Source organism: Mycobacterium sp. NTMscope_Eco_3 (genome assembly GCF_976985685.1).
On sequence record NZ_CDRJYZ010000001.1, the window covers coordinates 1,141,413 to 1,154,167 of the forward strand.

The following is a 12,755-nucleotide window of genomic DNA, read 5'->3' on the forward strand; positions in this document are numbered from 1 at the left end:
TCTGATGCGCGTAACGGTCGACGAGAACGTGTGCGAGGCCAACGGCTTTTGCGAATCGCTTGCACCGGACGTGTTCGAGTTGGGGGACGCCGACGTAGTGCAGATCGCGGACGGCCCCGTGCCGGCCCGGCTGGAAATCGACGTGCGCGCCGCGGTGGACCAGTGCCCGAAGGCCGCGCTGCGGCTGGTCGAGGACTGACTCGCCCGGCGACGGCGAGCGCCGGAACGGCGCGAGTGAGGAGTCGGGCAATCAGACTCGCGCGGCGACGGCGAGCGCCGGAAGGGCGCGAGTGAGGAGTCGGGCAATCAGACTCCGCGGCGCTCGCGCAGCGATATCGCCATCTCGTCGTAGATCGACATGTTGGTGGTCAGGTTGGGATGCGCGGCCTTGGCCGGGCCGATTTCGATGTCATCGCAGCGCAGCAGCAGTTCGTCGAAGACCGCGCGCAGTTCCGCGCGGGCCAGCATGGCGCCCAGGCAATGATGCGGTCCGCCGCCCCCGAACGCCACGTGCGGGTTGGGCTGGCGGCCGATGTCGAAGGCGAACGGCGCATCGAAGACTTCCTCGTCGCGATTGGCCGACCGCAGCATCGACACCACGCGTTCGCCCTTGGCGATGCGCTGGCCGTCCATCTCGACGTCGACCTTCGCGGTGCGCGTCCAGTACGCCACCGGCGACGCCCAGCGCAGCACCTCCTCGACCGCGCCCGGCCGCAACGCTTCCTGCGCGCGATGCCGCTCGATCTGCTGTGGATTGCGCATAAACGCCTGCAGCCCGATGGCCAACGCGTTCTTGGTGGTGTCGCTGCCGGCAAACGCCAGCACGAAGAAGAAAAACTCGAGCTCGTTCTCGGGCAGGCTGAATCGCTCGCCGTCGTCGCCGGTGATCACCGCGGTCGCGAGCGTGCTCCAGATGTCGTCGGTGGGATTGCGCCGCTTTTCGGCGGTGAGCTCCATCGCGTACCCGAAGACCGAAGCAAAGAGATCGAGTTCCACCTGCCCGCTCGGGCGCGCCTCGGGCGCAAGCGCTTTCAGGATCTGGTCGAAGATGCCGAAGATTCGCGGCCGATCCTCGTCCGGGATGCCGATGATGTCGCCGATCACCGTCATCGGCAACGCGTCGGCGACGTCCTCGATCCAATCTCCGCCGCCCGCGGCCAGCAGGTCGTCGATCATCCGCGCGGCACGCGCGCGGATTCCCTCCTCGAGTTTGGCTATGGCGCGGGGATTGAACGCGTTGGAGATGAGTTTGCGGCGCCTGTTCAGGTCCGGCGGGTCCAACGTGATGATTGTTGGGAACGACGAGAACATGGCGACCGGCTGGATGAGCGGGCCGTCGGCCGCGGTGAACGACTCGGTGTCACGGTGCAGGCGGACCGCGTGCCGGTGTTTGGTCGCCATCCAGAAATCGCGGTGCACGGCCTGGGCCACCCCCGGCGTCAGGTCGTGCCGGAAGAGTGGGCTGGTGCGTCGCAGCTCGGCGAACAGGTCGTCGGGAAAGCCGTTGTACCACAAAGACCGATCGGACAGGTCGACCGCTGCAGCCGTCATCGCCGAGCCCCGTTCTGCGGCGACGCACCGACAACCGGTGAGCGCCGCGTTGACGTTCTATGCCTAAGATAGTAAAAATAGAGCTAGTCGTCGAACTGGAGTGCTCGTGACGCGAACAGTTTCGGACTCGGCCCCGGAGTCGGCCGAGGACCCCTCAGAACGAGAGTTCGGGCAGGCCGGCATCGCGCTGTCGACCTACCGTTTCCCGACGGGCTGGTTCATCGTCGCGTTCGGCTCGGACCTGGCTCCCGGTCAGGTCAAGCGCGCGCACTACTTCGGTGAGGAGCTGGTGCTCTTCCGCACCGAGTCGGGCCGGGTCCACGTGATGGACGCCTACTGTCAGCACCTCGGCGCCAACCTCGCCGTCGGCGGCACCGTGGAGGGCGAGCACATCGTCTGTCCTTGGCACGGTTGGCAATGGCGCGGCGACGGCAGCAATGCGCTGATTCCCTACAGCAAGATCGGCTGCAAGAACAATGTCCGCATCCGGACCTATCCGAGCATGGAGTGGTACGGCTTCGTCCTGGCCTGGCACGAGCGGCACGGGCGGGCGCCGTACTGGCAGCCCCCGGTGCTGCCCGAGCTGGAGACGAACGAGTACTACCCCCTGCACCCGCACACCCAGATGCTCAACCGGGTCAAGGTGCACCCGCAGATGATCATCGAGAACGCCGCAGACCCGTATCACGTTCAGTACGTGCACAAGGCCGCCAATCCGGCCACTACCGCGTCGTTCGAGGTGGCCGGATACCACCTGCACGCGACGGTCAACGCCCACTTCGGCGGGGGCCGGGCGCAGACGTGGCTGACGCCGAACGGACCGGTCGACGCCAAGATCATCTACGACAACTACTCGCTGGGGCTGGGTGTGGTGCGATTCCCCAGCGAGCTGGTGGCCACCGTTCAGGTCACCGGCCAGACGCCGGTCGACGAGGACTACACGGACTACTTCTACACACAGGCTTCCGTTCGTGAGCCGGGGGACACTGGTGACGTGCCCACCGGACGCGCCGCCCGGTTCCTCGCGCTTCAGCAAGAAGTCATCAAGCAGGACTTCTTCACCTGGGAGAACATGAAGTATCTGGAGAAGCCGAATCTGGCTCCCGAAGAGGCGCACGATTACGCGGCCCTTCGCCGCTGGGCGCACCGCTTCTATCCGGGAACGCAACCGTCGCCGTCCGATTTCGGCTACACTGCCGACGGTGAGCCCGACCCGGCGGCGTCGGAAGCCTGACGAAACCCTGATGCCTGGGCCCGCCGATTTCGGTGTCGACGGTTTCACCGTGCCGGCCGTGCTGGATCGGCGGGCCGAGCAGCATCCCGACCGGGTGATGATGTCGATCGCCGGTGTGGACGTGACCTTCGAGCAGATGCGGCGACAGTCCCGTGCGGCGGCAAACATCTTGTCCGGCTTGGGTGTCGGCCGCGGCGACTGCGTGGCGTTGTTCACCGCCACGTGCCCGGAATGGGTGTACTTCTGGCTGGGCGCGGCGCGCATCGGCGCGGTCAGCGCGGCCGTCAATGCCGCGAACAAGGGTGATTTTCTGCTGCACACGCTTGAATTGTCGCGCGCCAAGGTGATCCTCACCGATGCCGAGCGGGCGCCCCGGGTCGACGAGGTCGCCGGCCGCCTGGCTGCGGTGACCGACGTTGTGGTGCTGGATGATTCGCTCACCGAAGCGTTGCTCAGCACGCCCGTTCACCCCGTGAGCGACAGTCCCGCGGGCGAGGCGGACGTGGGGGTGCTGTTTTACACATCGGGCACGACCGGGCCCTCGAAAGCGGTTGCCACGACGTGGCATTACCTGTTCTCGGTGGCCGCGACCGTCGCGTCGGCGTGGGAGTTCGGCGCGGGGGAGGTGTTGTGGACGGCGATGCCGCTGTTCCATTTGAGCGCGGCGCCCAGCGTGCTGGCGCCGATGCTGGTCGGCGGAACCACGGTGTTGGCGAAAGCCTTTCACCCCGCAGAGGTGTGGGACGAGATACGCGCCCACGGCGCTATCGGTTTCGCCGGAGCCGGCGCGATGGTGTCGATGCTGCAAAACCTGCCCGCGGATGCCCGTGATGCGCAGCTGCCGCTGCGGTTCATCTCGGCCGCGCCCATCGACGCTGCCTCCTACCGCGACATCGAAAAGCGTTACGGCTGCCGCATCGTCACGATGTACGGGTTGACCGAGGCATTCCCGATTGCCCTCAAGGCCGTGGCCGACGAGGGCGTACCCGGAACCTCGGGTCGGCCCAATCCCGATTTCGACGTACGCATCATCGACGAGCGCGGCGATCCGCTGCCGCCCGGCGCCGTCGGGGAGATCGCCTGCCGGCCCAAGCGGGCGCACGTGATGAGCGAAGGCTATGTGAGCGAGGGGTTGCGGGTAGACCCGCACCCGGAGTGGTTCCGCACCGGTGATCTCGGGCGACTCGATGCCGATCAGAACCTGACCTATGTGGACCGCGTCAAAGACTCGTTGCGCAGGCGCGGCGAAAACGTCTCCTCGGCCGAAGTGGAGGCGGTCGTGATGCGCCACCCGGCGGTTTTCGAAGCCGCGGCCGTCGGTGTCCCCAGCGAGTTGGGTGAAGACGACATCCTGTTGGTCGTGACGTTGCGTCCCGGGGCCACGCTGGAATGCGCGGAGTTGCTCGACTTCTGCGCGGCCCGGATGCCGTACTTCTGCGTGCCGCGATACGTCGAGGTGGTGGACGAACTGCCGAAGAACATCGTCGGGCGCATCCGCAAAGACCTCTTGCGCAACCAAGGTGTGAATCCGGACGCATGGGATCGCGAGAAAGAGGGGTATATCGTTGCCCGGTAACGTTGCCCATCACTGTGAGAGAGGCTGCGAAGCGAAATGACCATGACCTATCAGGAACAGCAGCTGCTCCACGCCGCCACCGGCCGCGCCGCCATCCTGGACCTGAATGCCCGGCACAATCGGGCCTATTCGGGCGGCGACCGCGAGCGCTGGATCGCCACCTTCCGCCATTCCGGCGCCAGCTATACCCGTGACGGTGAGACGTTCACCGATCTGCGCGCGGCCTTCGACGGCGGCGACGGGCAACGGCTGATCACGGTCGACCACGAGATCACCGTCGACGGGGTCAACGCCGACCAGCATTGTGTCGCCATGCTTTTCGCGACCATGTTCGAGGACACCACACTGCGGGCCACCGGAATCTTCCGCGACACTCTGGTCTACGAGCGCGGCGGCTGGTACTTCACATCCCGTACGTTGCAGTGGGATTCGGTCCCTAGCCGGCATCCGCTCGTGATGTGAGCGGCATCGATACGTGGATCAGGATTTCAGCCAGCGGCTGGCCTTCGGCACCTATGAAGATGCGCTGCGGATGGTCGGCGCGAAAAGCGAACCCCGCACCGCGGCCACGGCGGTCAGCGCCGCGCGCATCCAATTTTTCGCCGCGATGGTCCGCGACGGCAATCGGTCCTATTGGGATTCCGAGTTCGCTCGTCAGCAGTGGGGTGGGCTGCTCGCGCCACCCGCTCTGCTGATGGGATGGTTGATCGCGCCCCCCTGGCAGCCCGGAGGTAGGCGATCCGGTTCATTGATCGCTTTGCGGGTGCCGCTGCCGGGCACCACGTTCATCAACGCGGCCAACGACGTTGAGTTTCCCCAACCCATCGTCGAAGGCGACGTGCTGACCGTCGTCGACGAGCTGGTATCGGTGTCGCCGGAAAAGCGGACCAGGCTGGGCGTCGGTCATTTCGTCGAGACGCTGGAGACCTACCGCCGCCAGGACGGCACCGTGGTCGCCACCTCCCGCAACACCCTGTTCCGCTTCACCCCCGGACCGTCCTCGTGACCGCCGACGGCCTGGACTGGAACCGGATCACCGTTCCGGTCGAGCTGCCCGAAGTGGTTGACCACATCAGCTACCAGCGCGTGGTGGAGAACGCCGGGGCGACGTGGGACTATTTTCCCGGCCATTTCGATCCGGATTACGCCCAGGCCCAGGGCAATCCGACGATCTACGTCAACACGATGCACCTCGCCGGCTTCGCCGACCGCGTCGCGACCGAGTGGGCGGGACCGCGCAGCCGGGTGGTGCGTCGCTCCATGCGGCTGACCGGGTCGGTGTACGCCGGTGACACGATGACCGGCCGTGGCCGGGCGGTGGCGAAACGGCGGGACACCTCGGTGGACCCGGCACTCTGTCTGGTCGACATCGAGATCCAGGTGACCAATCAGCATGGCGCGCTGTGCTGCCCGGTCGAGCTGACCTTGCAGATGCCCGAATCCCCACCCCACGGCGATGGATGACGCGGTCGAGCTGCACTTGGCGGTGTGTCGGCGGTTCGGTGCGGCGGTCGCCTCGGCGAATGGCAAATGGGACCGTCAAACCCCCTGCGATGCCTGGGATGCCCGAGGAGTGCTCGAGCACGTCATTGGCTTTCACGACGTACTTTTGTTGCGTCCCTTGGGACTCAAGCCCGACCGGCCGCGTGAGGATCCCCTCGAGCGGTGGCAACTGACCTACCACTCGCTGACGGAGGCTTTTGCCTCAGGCGTGGCAACACGGCTCGATGCCTACCCGCTGATCCCGAATCTGACCCGCGATGTCCTGGTGCATACCTGGGACCTCGCGCGTGCGGTGGGGGCCGACGCCAGACTGGACCCCGAGTGGTGTGAGATGTTTTGCGCCCGCCTACCGACGGATCCCCTGGACTTGGGCACGTCCGGAATGTTCGGTGCACCGATTACGCTGCGCGACGAGACCGACGCGCAGGCAAGGCTTCTGGCGCGCCTTGGCCGCGATCCCTGCTGGCGGCCGGAGACCTCATAGGGGCGGCAGCTGTCCTTTGCATATCAGCGTCTGCAGCTCGACGTACTCGTGCAGGCCCTCGGGGCCGAACTCGCGCCCGATGCCGGATTGCTTGAATCCGCCGAACGGCGCGCCGATGTCGAGGGTGTACATGTTGATGCCGTAGGTCCCGGTGCGGACGGCGGCCGCGACCTCGAGGCCGTGCCCGATGTCGGATGTCCACACCGAACCGGCCAGACCGTAGTCGGTCTCGTTGGCGATGCGGATCGCGTCGTCCTCGTCGCGGTAGCGCAGCACCGTCAGCACCGGCCCGAAGATCTCCTCCCGGGCGATGCGCATGTCGTTGGTGGCGTCGGCGAACAGCGTCGGCTGCACGTACCAGCCGCGCTCGGACGGACTCTGTTCGCCACCCAGGACGAGGCGGGCGCCTTCGCTGCGGCCGGACTGGATGTAGTCCTGGACGCGGCGCTGTTGTCGTTGGGCGACAAGCGGTCCGATGTCCGTTGCCTCGTCGGCCGGGTTGCCGACATTGAGCGCTGACATCATGCCGGCCAGCGCGTCGACGACCTCGTCGTGCTTCCGGTCGCTGACCAGGATGCGGGTCTGGGCGACGCACGCCTGACCGTTGTTCATCAGGCCGGCGCTCTTCAATCCGGCCACGGTCTTGTCGATGTCGGCGTCGTCGAGAATGATCGCCGCCGACTTGCCGCCCAGCTCCAGGCTCACGCGCTTCAGCTGTTCCCCGCACAGGGCGGCGATCCGGCGCCCGACGGCGCTGGAGCCGGTGAACGCGATCTTGTCCACGCCCGGGTGGCGCACGAGGGCCTCGCCCACGTCGGTGCCGCCGGGCAGGACGGAGACCACGCCTTCGGGCAGGTCGAGCTGCTCGATCATCTCGGCCAACCACAAAGCGTCCAAAGGCGTTTCGGGTGCGGGCTTGACGATCACGGTGCAGCCCGCGATCAGGGCGGGGATCAGCTTGGGCATGATCAAGAACTGCGGCACGTTCCACGGCACGATCGCCCCGACCACCCCGACGGGGGCCCGGCGCAAGTGCACTTCGCCCAGCACCCCCTGGCGGCGTTCGGTCCATGGAAAGTCGCGGGCGGAGGCCAGCGCGAGGTGGATCAGCGTTGCGGCGGCCGCGCCCTGGCCCATCCGGCTGAAACTGCGCGGCGAGCCCATCTCGTCGGTGATCAGGTCGGCCATCTCGTCGCTGTGGCCGGCGTAGATCGCGGCGAGCTGTTCGACTTTGGCCATCCGATCGGCATGACTCATCCGCGGCCACGGTCCGTGATCGAAGGCGCGCCGCGCGGCGACGACCGCGGCGTCGACGTCCTCCGGCCCGGCCGCCTGGACATGGCCGACCGGCTCTTCGGAGTGCGGCGAGATCACATCGAGCTGATGCGGATCGGCGGGCTTGCGCCACTGCCCTCCGATGAACACTTCGTCATAACAACGATGGTCGGCATTCTTCGTCATCGGGGCGCCTCCTCGAGGCAGCGGTGGGTACGGGACGAGACCGTGACCGTGATTCGCTATTGACGCTAACATAGCCAAAATAGAACGAGTAGCAGCCGCGGGTGGATCATCAGCGACGATGTCGAGGCGAGGCGCGATATGAAGAGCGACTGGCGCAGTTATCCATTCCAGTTGGTTCCCGGGGACGGCCAGCTCGAGTTCCCCGCCGCCGAAGGTGAACACCCCGACCAGGAGTCGGACACCTGGTTCATCGCGGGCCAACTCGACGCCGCCGAGACCGACCGGTCATTTGCCTTCCTGACCATCTTCAACAAGAACCGGCCCGGCGGAACGATCGTCGCCGACTTCTACACTATGGCGCTCTTCGACCTCGATACCGGCGATTACGGCACCTACACGGATTACGACATGCCGCCGACCAACCTCGAACCGGGCGCCTCGCGCAAGCTGGAGCTCGCCACCGGCTACCTCGACATCAGCTATGCCAGCGGTGCCGGCACCGCGTCCTGGATCACCTGCCGCAACGGCGACGGGGGTCTGCTGCCCTACACCTACCGCGTCAGCCTGGTGGGGGAGGATCATTCCGGCCGGCGCATGCGGCTGGACCTGGCCGTAACCCCCACGCGCGCACCGACTCCGGTGGGCGCCTCGACCTACAACGGCAAGATCGTCTGCTTCGGCCAGGACGACACCTACTCGTACTTCCAGACCGGTATGGCGATGACCGGCACCCTGCGCTGGGGCGAGGAGGTCCACCAGGTCTCCGGCAGCAGCGGCCATGTCGATCGGCAATGGTTCCCGAAATACGCCGGCGGCGGGGGAACCGCTGGGGATCCGAGGGCCAGGTCGCACGAATGGCGCACCATCAACTTCGACAACGGCGTCGACTTGAGCATCTGGCGACAGTTCGACCGCACGAACGACAATGCCCTGCAGCCCTTCACCGGTGTTACCGCGAGCTACCCCGATCCCGCCACATCGCCGCAATGCGCCGAAGACGTCGAGGTCACGATCAGCAGCTACGTCCGGTGGCCGGAGACGGTGCGGCCCCTGGTGCGTCCGCTCGCCCCGGCCCGGTATATGCCCGACCGCCACCGGATCACCTGTCCCACACTGGGACTCGACATCGTCGGCGAGCCGGTTGTGGCCGCACCCGCGCACGGCCTGCCGATCGAATACATGGAAGGGCCCTACCGTTACCGCGGGACGCTGGGCGGCCAGCCGGTGACCGCGTTCGCCTTCAACGAACGATCGCTCGCGCTGTATCGGGATTGGGAGCTGGTCGAGGTGCTCACCACCACCATTACCAATACCGGACCGTCCGATCCCGACCTGCAGACCACCGTGGATCAGCTGGTGCCGTTGGTGGCCGCCGGGCGTCGGCGCGAGGCGATCGAACTGCTCAGCGCGGCGCGACCTGCCCAAACCGGCGTGCTGGCAACGCTATTGGACGACCTGGTGGCGGTGCTGTCGGCGGACGAGTCAGCGAGCTGAGCCCGCCAGCGCCTCGGCCCACGTGATGTGGCGGTGCTGCAATCCCGGCTCGTTGCGACCGAACACCAGGTGGTCGCGGGCCCCCGACTCGAGGTTGGCCTGTAGCCCCTCCACCAACCGGTAGTCCTCGTCGCGCACGGTGGCGTGTGCGTATTCGAAGACGGCTTGAGCGCCGGCGGCCACCGATTCGTCGGACAGGTCTTGCGGTGTGGCGTTCTGGTGGACGGTGATCGACCTGCCGGGCTGAACACCCGGGTAGACGCGGAACAGTTCGCCGTTGGCGATGGTTACCGACAGCACGATGTTGGGGAACAGCGCGTAGATCACGACCATGTTGTGGAACGGATTCCACTGCTCCTCGGGCATGTCGTCGAGTTCCAGGATGGTGTTGAGCGGGAAGATCAGCCGATGATGCGGGCCGAAGGAGTCGAACACCGTGCAGTTGCTGCGTGCGATGGTGGCGAAGGTTTGCCGATGGACGGTCGCGAAATGGTAGTTCTCGGCGAACGTGTCGATCGCCAGTTTCCAATTGATCGCAGTGTCGAGAACCTTCTCGCCCAACGGCGACCAGCGCCCGATACCCCAGGAGTCGAGCTCGTCGGCGAGCGGCCCCAGGTGCGCGGCCACGTCCAGCTTCGTACCGGGATCCAGTGAGACCCAAAGGAATCCGGCGAATTCGGTGGCCGGAAGCTCGGCCAGACCGTCGGAGCGCAGCGCCGCGTCCGGGAAACCCTCACGCCCCGGCACCCCCACCAGCCGCCCGGTGTTGTCGTATGTCCACGCGTGGTAGGGACAGGTGAACCGCTTGGCGGTGCCGCATCCCGTGACCACCTGCGACTGCCGATGCAGGCAGACGTTGTCGAACGCCTTCACCGATCCATCGGAGGTTCTGGTCAACAGGATGGACCGCCCCATCACCGTCTTGGTGCAATACGCCCCGGGGGCGGGAAGTTCGGACACGTAGCCGACCAACTGCGGGCTGGCCAGCAGCATGGCCCGGTCGAGGCGGTGGCGCTCGGGGCTGGTGTAGTCCCGCGCGTCGACCCGATGCTCGCTCGGCGCGAGGTCGGTTGTCTTGTCGCGCGCCAACTTCAAGGCACGGCGGGTCAGGTCGATGAGCTGGTCGCGTTCCATCTGAACTCCGGTTGCAGTCGAGCGCTCGCGTTAACTCTACTAACTTTATAGTGATAATAAATTAAGGTCCACGCGCTAGCGCGAGCCGATGTAGGGAAGCACCTGCGGGTGCTGCTGCGCGATCGCTCGCAGGCGCCGATCGCTGTCGAGACCGCGCAGGTAGTCGGCGGTGGCCGGGTCCGCGGGAAAGAACGACTCGATGATGAGGCTCTCCACCGAGATGTCGAGCGGGCTGCCGAACGTTGCGATGGTGCTGATGAACCGGAGTTCGGTGTCGTCGAGCGTAAGCATCCGAAACGGCACGTACAGCTCGCCGGTCCGCTCGCCGCGGTCGGCTCCCTCCGGCGCCGGATAACTCGAAAGTTCCTCGCAAAGCCTGCGGATGTCGGGCGCCGCGGTGGCCCGCGCGTGCCGGCGAACCCGGCCCAGGATGGCCGCGTGCACCTCGGCACGGTTGAGCAAGCGCTGCGCCAACCCCCGCGGGTGCAGGCACAACTTCATGACGTTGATCGGTGGGCGCAGGAGCTCGGGGTCAACCCCTTCGGCGAGCACGACGCAACCCACGTTCCCCGCGATCAGGTTCCAGCAGGCATCGGTGACGATGGCCGGGTACGGGGCGTGGCCGGCCAATACCGAGTCGACGGCCTCCTTCACCGGCCTCATTCGTTCGGCATCCAAGGTGTGCTCGCCGAACACCGGTGCGTAGCCGCCGTCGAGCAGCAGTCGGTTGCGCGCAGCCAGCGGAAGATCCAGGGACTCGCCGACGCGCAGCAACAAGGCACGGCTGGGATTGGCCCTGCCGGTCTCGACGAAACTGAGGTGGCGGGGCGAGACGCCGACCTGATGCGCGAGTTCCATCTGGCTCAATCGCCGACGAGTGCGCCACTCCCGCACCGCGGTACCCGCTATGCCCCCAGCCATCTTGAAAAACCTAACGCCGTGGGTGGGCCTAAACCACTACCTCGAAGGTAATCGACGTAGTTACCTGGGCGGCGAAGACTGCATGTCATGACCACATCACCGACACCAACGTTGCCGCCGCAGCCCACGGTTCTGCGCCGCGCCTTCGCCGCGGCCGCCGTCGGCCGGATCCTGCTGGGCGCCACCGCATTCGCCTACCCCGCGTCCCAGACGCGCATGAACGGCGTGCCGGATCACCTGCTGTCCACGGAGCTCAAGTACCTGATCCGCATATTCGGGGCCCGCGCCCTGGCCCTGGGCGTCGGTTATCTCAGCAGCGACGAACCCAACCGCCGGCGCTGGCAATACATCGGCCTGATGGTCGACACGCTGGACAACGTCAACGCCCTGATGGAGCTGAGACGCCTCAAGCGCGGCGATCCCAGGGTTCGCTCGCTGCTGAGCCTGATGGCGGTGACCGGCCCGTACGCGATTTTGGGCGCAGTGGGCGCGCTGCAGCGCCGATACGGCACTGCAACACACCTGTGACCAGTGTGATCAATGTGCCACTTGAGGTCTCTGTCGTACCCTGTGGCTTGTGTCATCAGTTTCGCGCCGCGACCTGTTCAAATACGCGGCCGCGGCGCCGGCCCTGGTGGGTCTGGGCGTCGCGGGTGCGTCGTTGCGCGCCGCGCCGGCCTCGGCGTCGCTGGGTACCCTGCTGGATTACGCGGCCGGCGTCATTCCGGCCAGCCAGATCCGGGCTGCGGGCGCCGTGGGATCGATCCGGTACGTCTCGGACCGCCGGCCGGGCGGCACGTGGATGCTCGGCAAGCCGATCCAGGTCGCCGAAGCGCGCGACCTCCACAGCAACGGTCTCAAGATCGTCTCCTGCTACCAGTACGGCAAGGGCAATACCGCGGATTGGCTGGGCGGCGCCAACGCCGGCCTGCAGCACGCGCAGCGCGGGATGCAACTGCATGCCGCGGCCGGCGGGCCCGCCAGCGCGCCCATCTATGCCTCGATCGACGACGACCCCTCCTATGAGCAGTACAAAAGCCAGGTAGCGCCGTACCTGCGGTCGTGGGAGTCGGTGATCGGCCATCAGCGCACAGGCGTGTACGCCAACTCGAAGACCATCGACTGGGCACTGCACGACGGTTTGGGCTCCTACTTCTGGCAGCACAACTGGGGTTCCCCCAAGGGGTACGCTCATCCCGCCGCCAACTTGCACCAAGTTGAAATCGACAAACGCAGCGTCGGCGGGGTCGGCGTGGACATCAACGAAATCCTCAAACCCCAATTCGGGCAGTGGGCCTAGCGGCCCACATCGCCGTCCGTTCCGACCGGGACTCGGACTCTTAGAAACCCCAGCAAACACTCGTTCGCTCATTTCCGGGCGGGGCGGACGCGCGCGC

General features: G+C 66.5%; 14 protein-coding genes. 10 read left to right on the forward strand and 4 right to left on the reverse strand.

From position 1 onward, the window contains the following. The first annotated feature begins 4 nt into the window (after positions 1-4). Entirely contained in the window at positions 5-199 is a 195-nt protein-coding gene (locus AC0KTM_RS05455; protein ID WP_472415125.1) for a ferredoxin, read from the forward strand. A gap of 107 nt (positions 200-306) precedes the next feature. Here AC0KTM_RS05455 and AC0KTM_RS05460 read toward each other — a convergent pair whose 3' ends face one another. Further along, positions 307-1,551, reverse strand: a complete 1,245-nt coding sequence (locus AC0KTM_RS05460) for a cytochrome P450 (protein ID WP_472415127.1) — start codon at positions 1,549-1,551, stop codon at positions 307-309. A gap of 106 nt (positions 1,552-1,657) precedes the next feature. Between AC0KTM_RS05460 and AC0KTM_RS05465 the strand changes: the two genes are divergently transcribed. The 6 genes from AC0KTM_RS05465 to AC0KTM_RS05490 are packed head-to-tail and all read left to right on the forward strand — an operon-like array spanning position 1,658 to position 6,348. After that, positions 1,658-2,785, forward strand: coding sequence for an aromatic ring-hydroxylating oxygenase subunit alpha (locus AC0KTM_RS05465; protein ID WP_225326606.1), 1,128 nt, complete (start codon positions 1,658-1,660; stop codon positions 2,783-2,785). Between the two features lie 10 nt (positions 2,786-2,795). Further along, the gene (locus tag AC0KTM_RS05470) at positions 2,796-4,361 is read left to right on the forward strand and encodes an AMP-binding protein (RefSeq protein ID WP_472415129.1); all 1,566 of its coding nucleotides are present in this window, start codon (positions 2,796-2,798) and stop codon (positions 4,359-4,361) included. Between the two features lie 36 nt (positions 4,362-4,397). Then, positions 4,398-4,823, forward strand: coding sequence for a nuclear transport factor 2 family protein (locus AC0KTM_RS05475; RefSeq protein ID WP_238957484.1), 426 nt, complete (start codon positions 4,398-4,400; stop codon positions 4,821-4,823). Between the two features lie 13 nt (positions 4,824-4,836). Then, positions 4,837-5,367, forward strand: a complete 531-nt coding sequence (locus AC0KTM_RS05480) for an FAS1-like dehydratase domain-containing protein (RefSeq protein WP_472415131.1) — start codon at positions 4,837-4,839, stop codon at positions 5,365-5,367. Then, positions 5,364-5,825: a MaoC/PaaZ C-terminal domain-containing protein gene (locus AC0KTM_RS05485; protein WP_472415133.1), complete on the forward strand. Its 462-nt coding sequence runs from the start codon at positions 5,364-5,366 to the stop codon at positions 5,823-5,825. Before AC0KTM_RS05480 ends, AC0KTM_RS05485 begins: the two co-directional genes overlap by 4 nt. Then, positions 5,818-6,348 carry a maleylpyruvate isomerase family mycothiol-dependent enzyme gene (locus tag AC0KTM_RS05490; protein ID WP_472415134.1) on the forward strand — a complete coding sequence of 177 codons (531 nt, stop codon included), beginning with the start codon at positions 5,818-5,820 and terminating at the stop codon, positions 6,346-6,348. Before AC0KTM_RS05485 ends, AC0KTM_RS05490 begins: the two co-directional genes overlap by 8 nt. Here AC0KTM_RS05490 and AC0KTM_RS05495 read toward each other — a convergent pair. Then, complete coding sequence (locus AC0KTM_RS05495) at positions 6,343-7,809, reverse strand: aldehyde dehydrogenase (protein WP_472415136.1); 1,467 nt, start codon at positions 7,807-7,809, stop codon at positions 6,343-6,345. The two genes, AC0KTM_RS05490 and AC0KTM_RS05495, sit on opposite strands and share 6 nt — an antisense overlap. A 138-nt stretch (positions 7,810-7,947) precedes the next feature. Between AC0KTM_RS05495 and AC0KTM_RS05500 the strand changes: the two genes are divergently transcribed. Next, positions 7,948-9,303, forward strand: a complete 1,356-nt coding sequence (locus AC0KTM_RS05500; protein ID WP_472415138.1) for a secreted hydrolase — start codon at positions 7,948-7,950, stop codon at positions 9,301-9,303. Here AC0KTM_RS05500 and AC0KTM_RS05505 read toward each other — a convergent pair. After that, positions 9,292-10,437 carry an aromatic ring-hydroxylating oxygenase subunit alpha gene (locus AC0KTM_RS05505; RefSeq protein WP_225326598.1) on the reverse strand — a complete coding sequence of 382 codons (1,146 nt, stop codon included), beginning with the start codon at positions 10,435-10,437 and terminating at the stop codon, positions 9,292-9,294. The genes AC0KTM_RS05500 and AC0KTM_RS05505 overlap by 12 nt on opposite strands. Before the next feature lie 75 nt (positions 10,438-10,512). Further along, positions 10,513-11,358, reverse strand: a complete 846-nt coding sequence (locus AC0KTM_RS05510; RefSeq protein ID WP_238957487.1) for a helix-turn-helix domain-containing protein — start codon at positions 11,356-11,358, stop codon at positions 10,513-10,515. Between the two features lie 87 nt (positions 11,359-11,445). On the opposite strand from AC0KTM_RS05510, the gene AC0KTM_RS05515 reads away from it, so the two are divergent. After that, entirely contained in the window at positions 11,446-11,886 is a 441-nt protein-coding gene (locus tag AC0KTM_RS05515; protein WP_238957488.1) for a hypothetical protein, read from the forward strand. A gap of 49 nt (positions 11,887-11,935) precedes the next feature. Beyond that, positions 11,936-12,658 (forward strand): DUF1906 domain-containing protein, encoded by a 723-nt coding sequence (locus AC0KTM_RS05520; RefSeq protein WP_238957489.1) that lies wholly within the window; start codon positions 11,936-11,938, stop codon positions 12,656-12,658. Positions 12,659-12,755 lie beyond the last annotated feature (97 nt).

What these genes read in the sequence shown, in the direction of transcription:
- AC0KTM_RS05455 (WP_472415125.1), top strand. Translation starts at nt 5, where the DNA reads ATGCGCGTAACGGTCGACGAGAACGTGTGCGAGGCCAACGGCTTTTGC.
- AC0KTM_RS05460 (WP_472415127.1), bottom strand. Translation starts at nt 1,551, where the DNA reads ATGACGGCTGCAGCGGTCGACCTGTCCGATCGGTCTTTGTGGTACAAC.
- AC0KTM_RS05470 (WP_472415129.1), top strand. Translation starts at nt 2,796, where the DNA reads ATGCCTGGGCCCGCCGATTTCGGTGTCGACGGTTTCACCGTGCCGGCC.
- AC0KTM_RS05475 (WP_238957484.1), top strand. Translation starts at nt 4,398, where the DNA reads ATGACCATGACCTATCAGGAACAGCAGCTGCTCCACGCCGCCACCGGC.
- AC0KTM_RS05490 (WP_472415134.1), top strand. Translation starts at nt 5,818, where the DNA reads ATGGATGACGCGGTCGAGCTGCACTTGGCGGTGTGTCGGCGGTTCGGT.
- AC0KTM_RS05495 (WP_472415136.1), bottom strand. Translation starts at nt 7,809, where the DNA reads ATGACGAAGAATGCCGACCATCGTTGTTATGACGAAGTGTTCATCGGA.
- AC0KTM_RS05500 (WP_472415138.1), top strand. Translation starts at nt 7,948, where the DNA reads ATGAAGAGCGACTGGCGCAGTTATCCATTCCAGTTGGTTCCCGGGGAC.
- AC0KTM_RS05505 (WP_225326598.1), bottom strand. Translation starts at nt 10,437, where the DNA reads ATGGAACGCGACCAGCTCATCGACCTGACCCGCCGTGCCTTGAAGTTG.
- AC0KTM_RS05510 (WP_238957487.1), bottom strand. Translation starts at nt 11,358, where the DNA reads ATGGCTGGGGGCATAGCGGGTACCGCGGTGCGGGAGTGGCGCACTCGT.
- AC0KTM_RS05515 (WP_238957488.1), top strand. Translation starts at nt 11,446, where the DNA reads ATGACCACATCACCGACACCAACGTTGCCGCCGCAGCCCACGGTTCTG.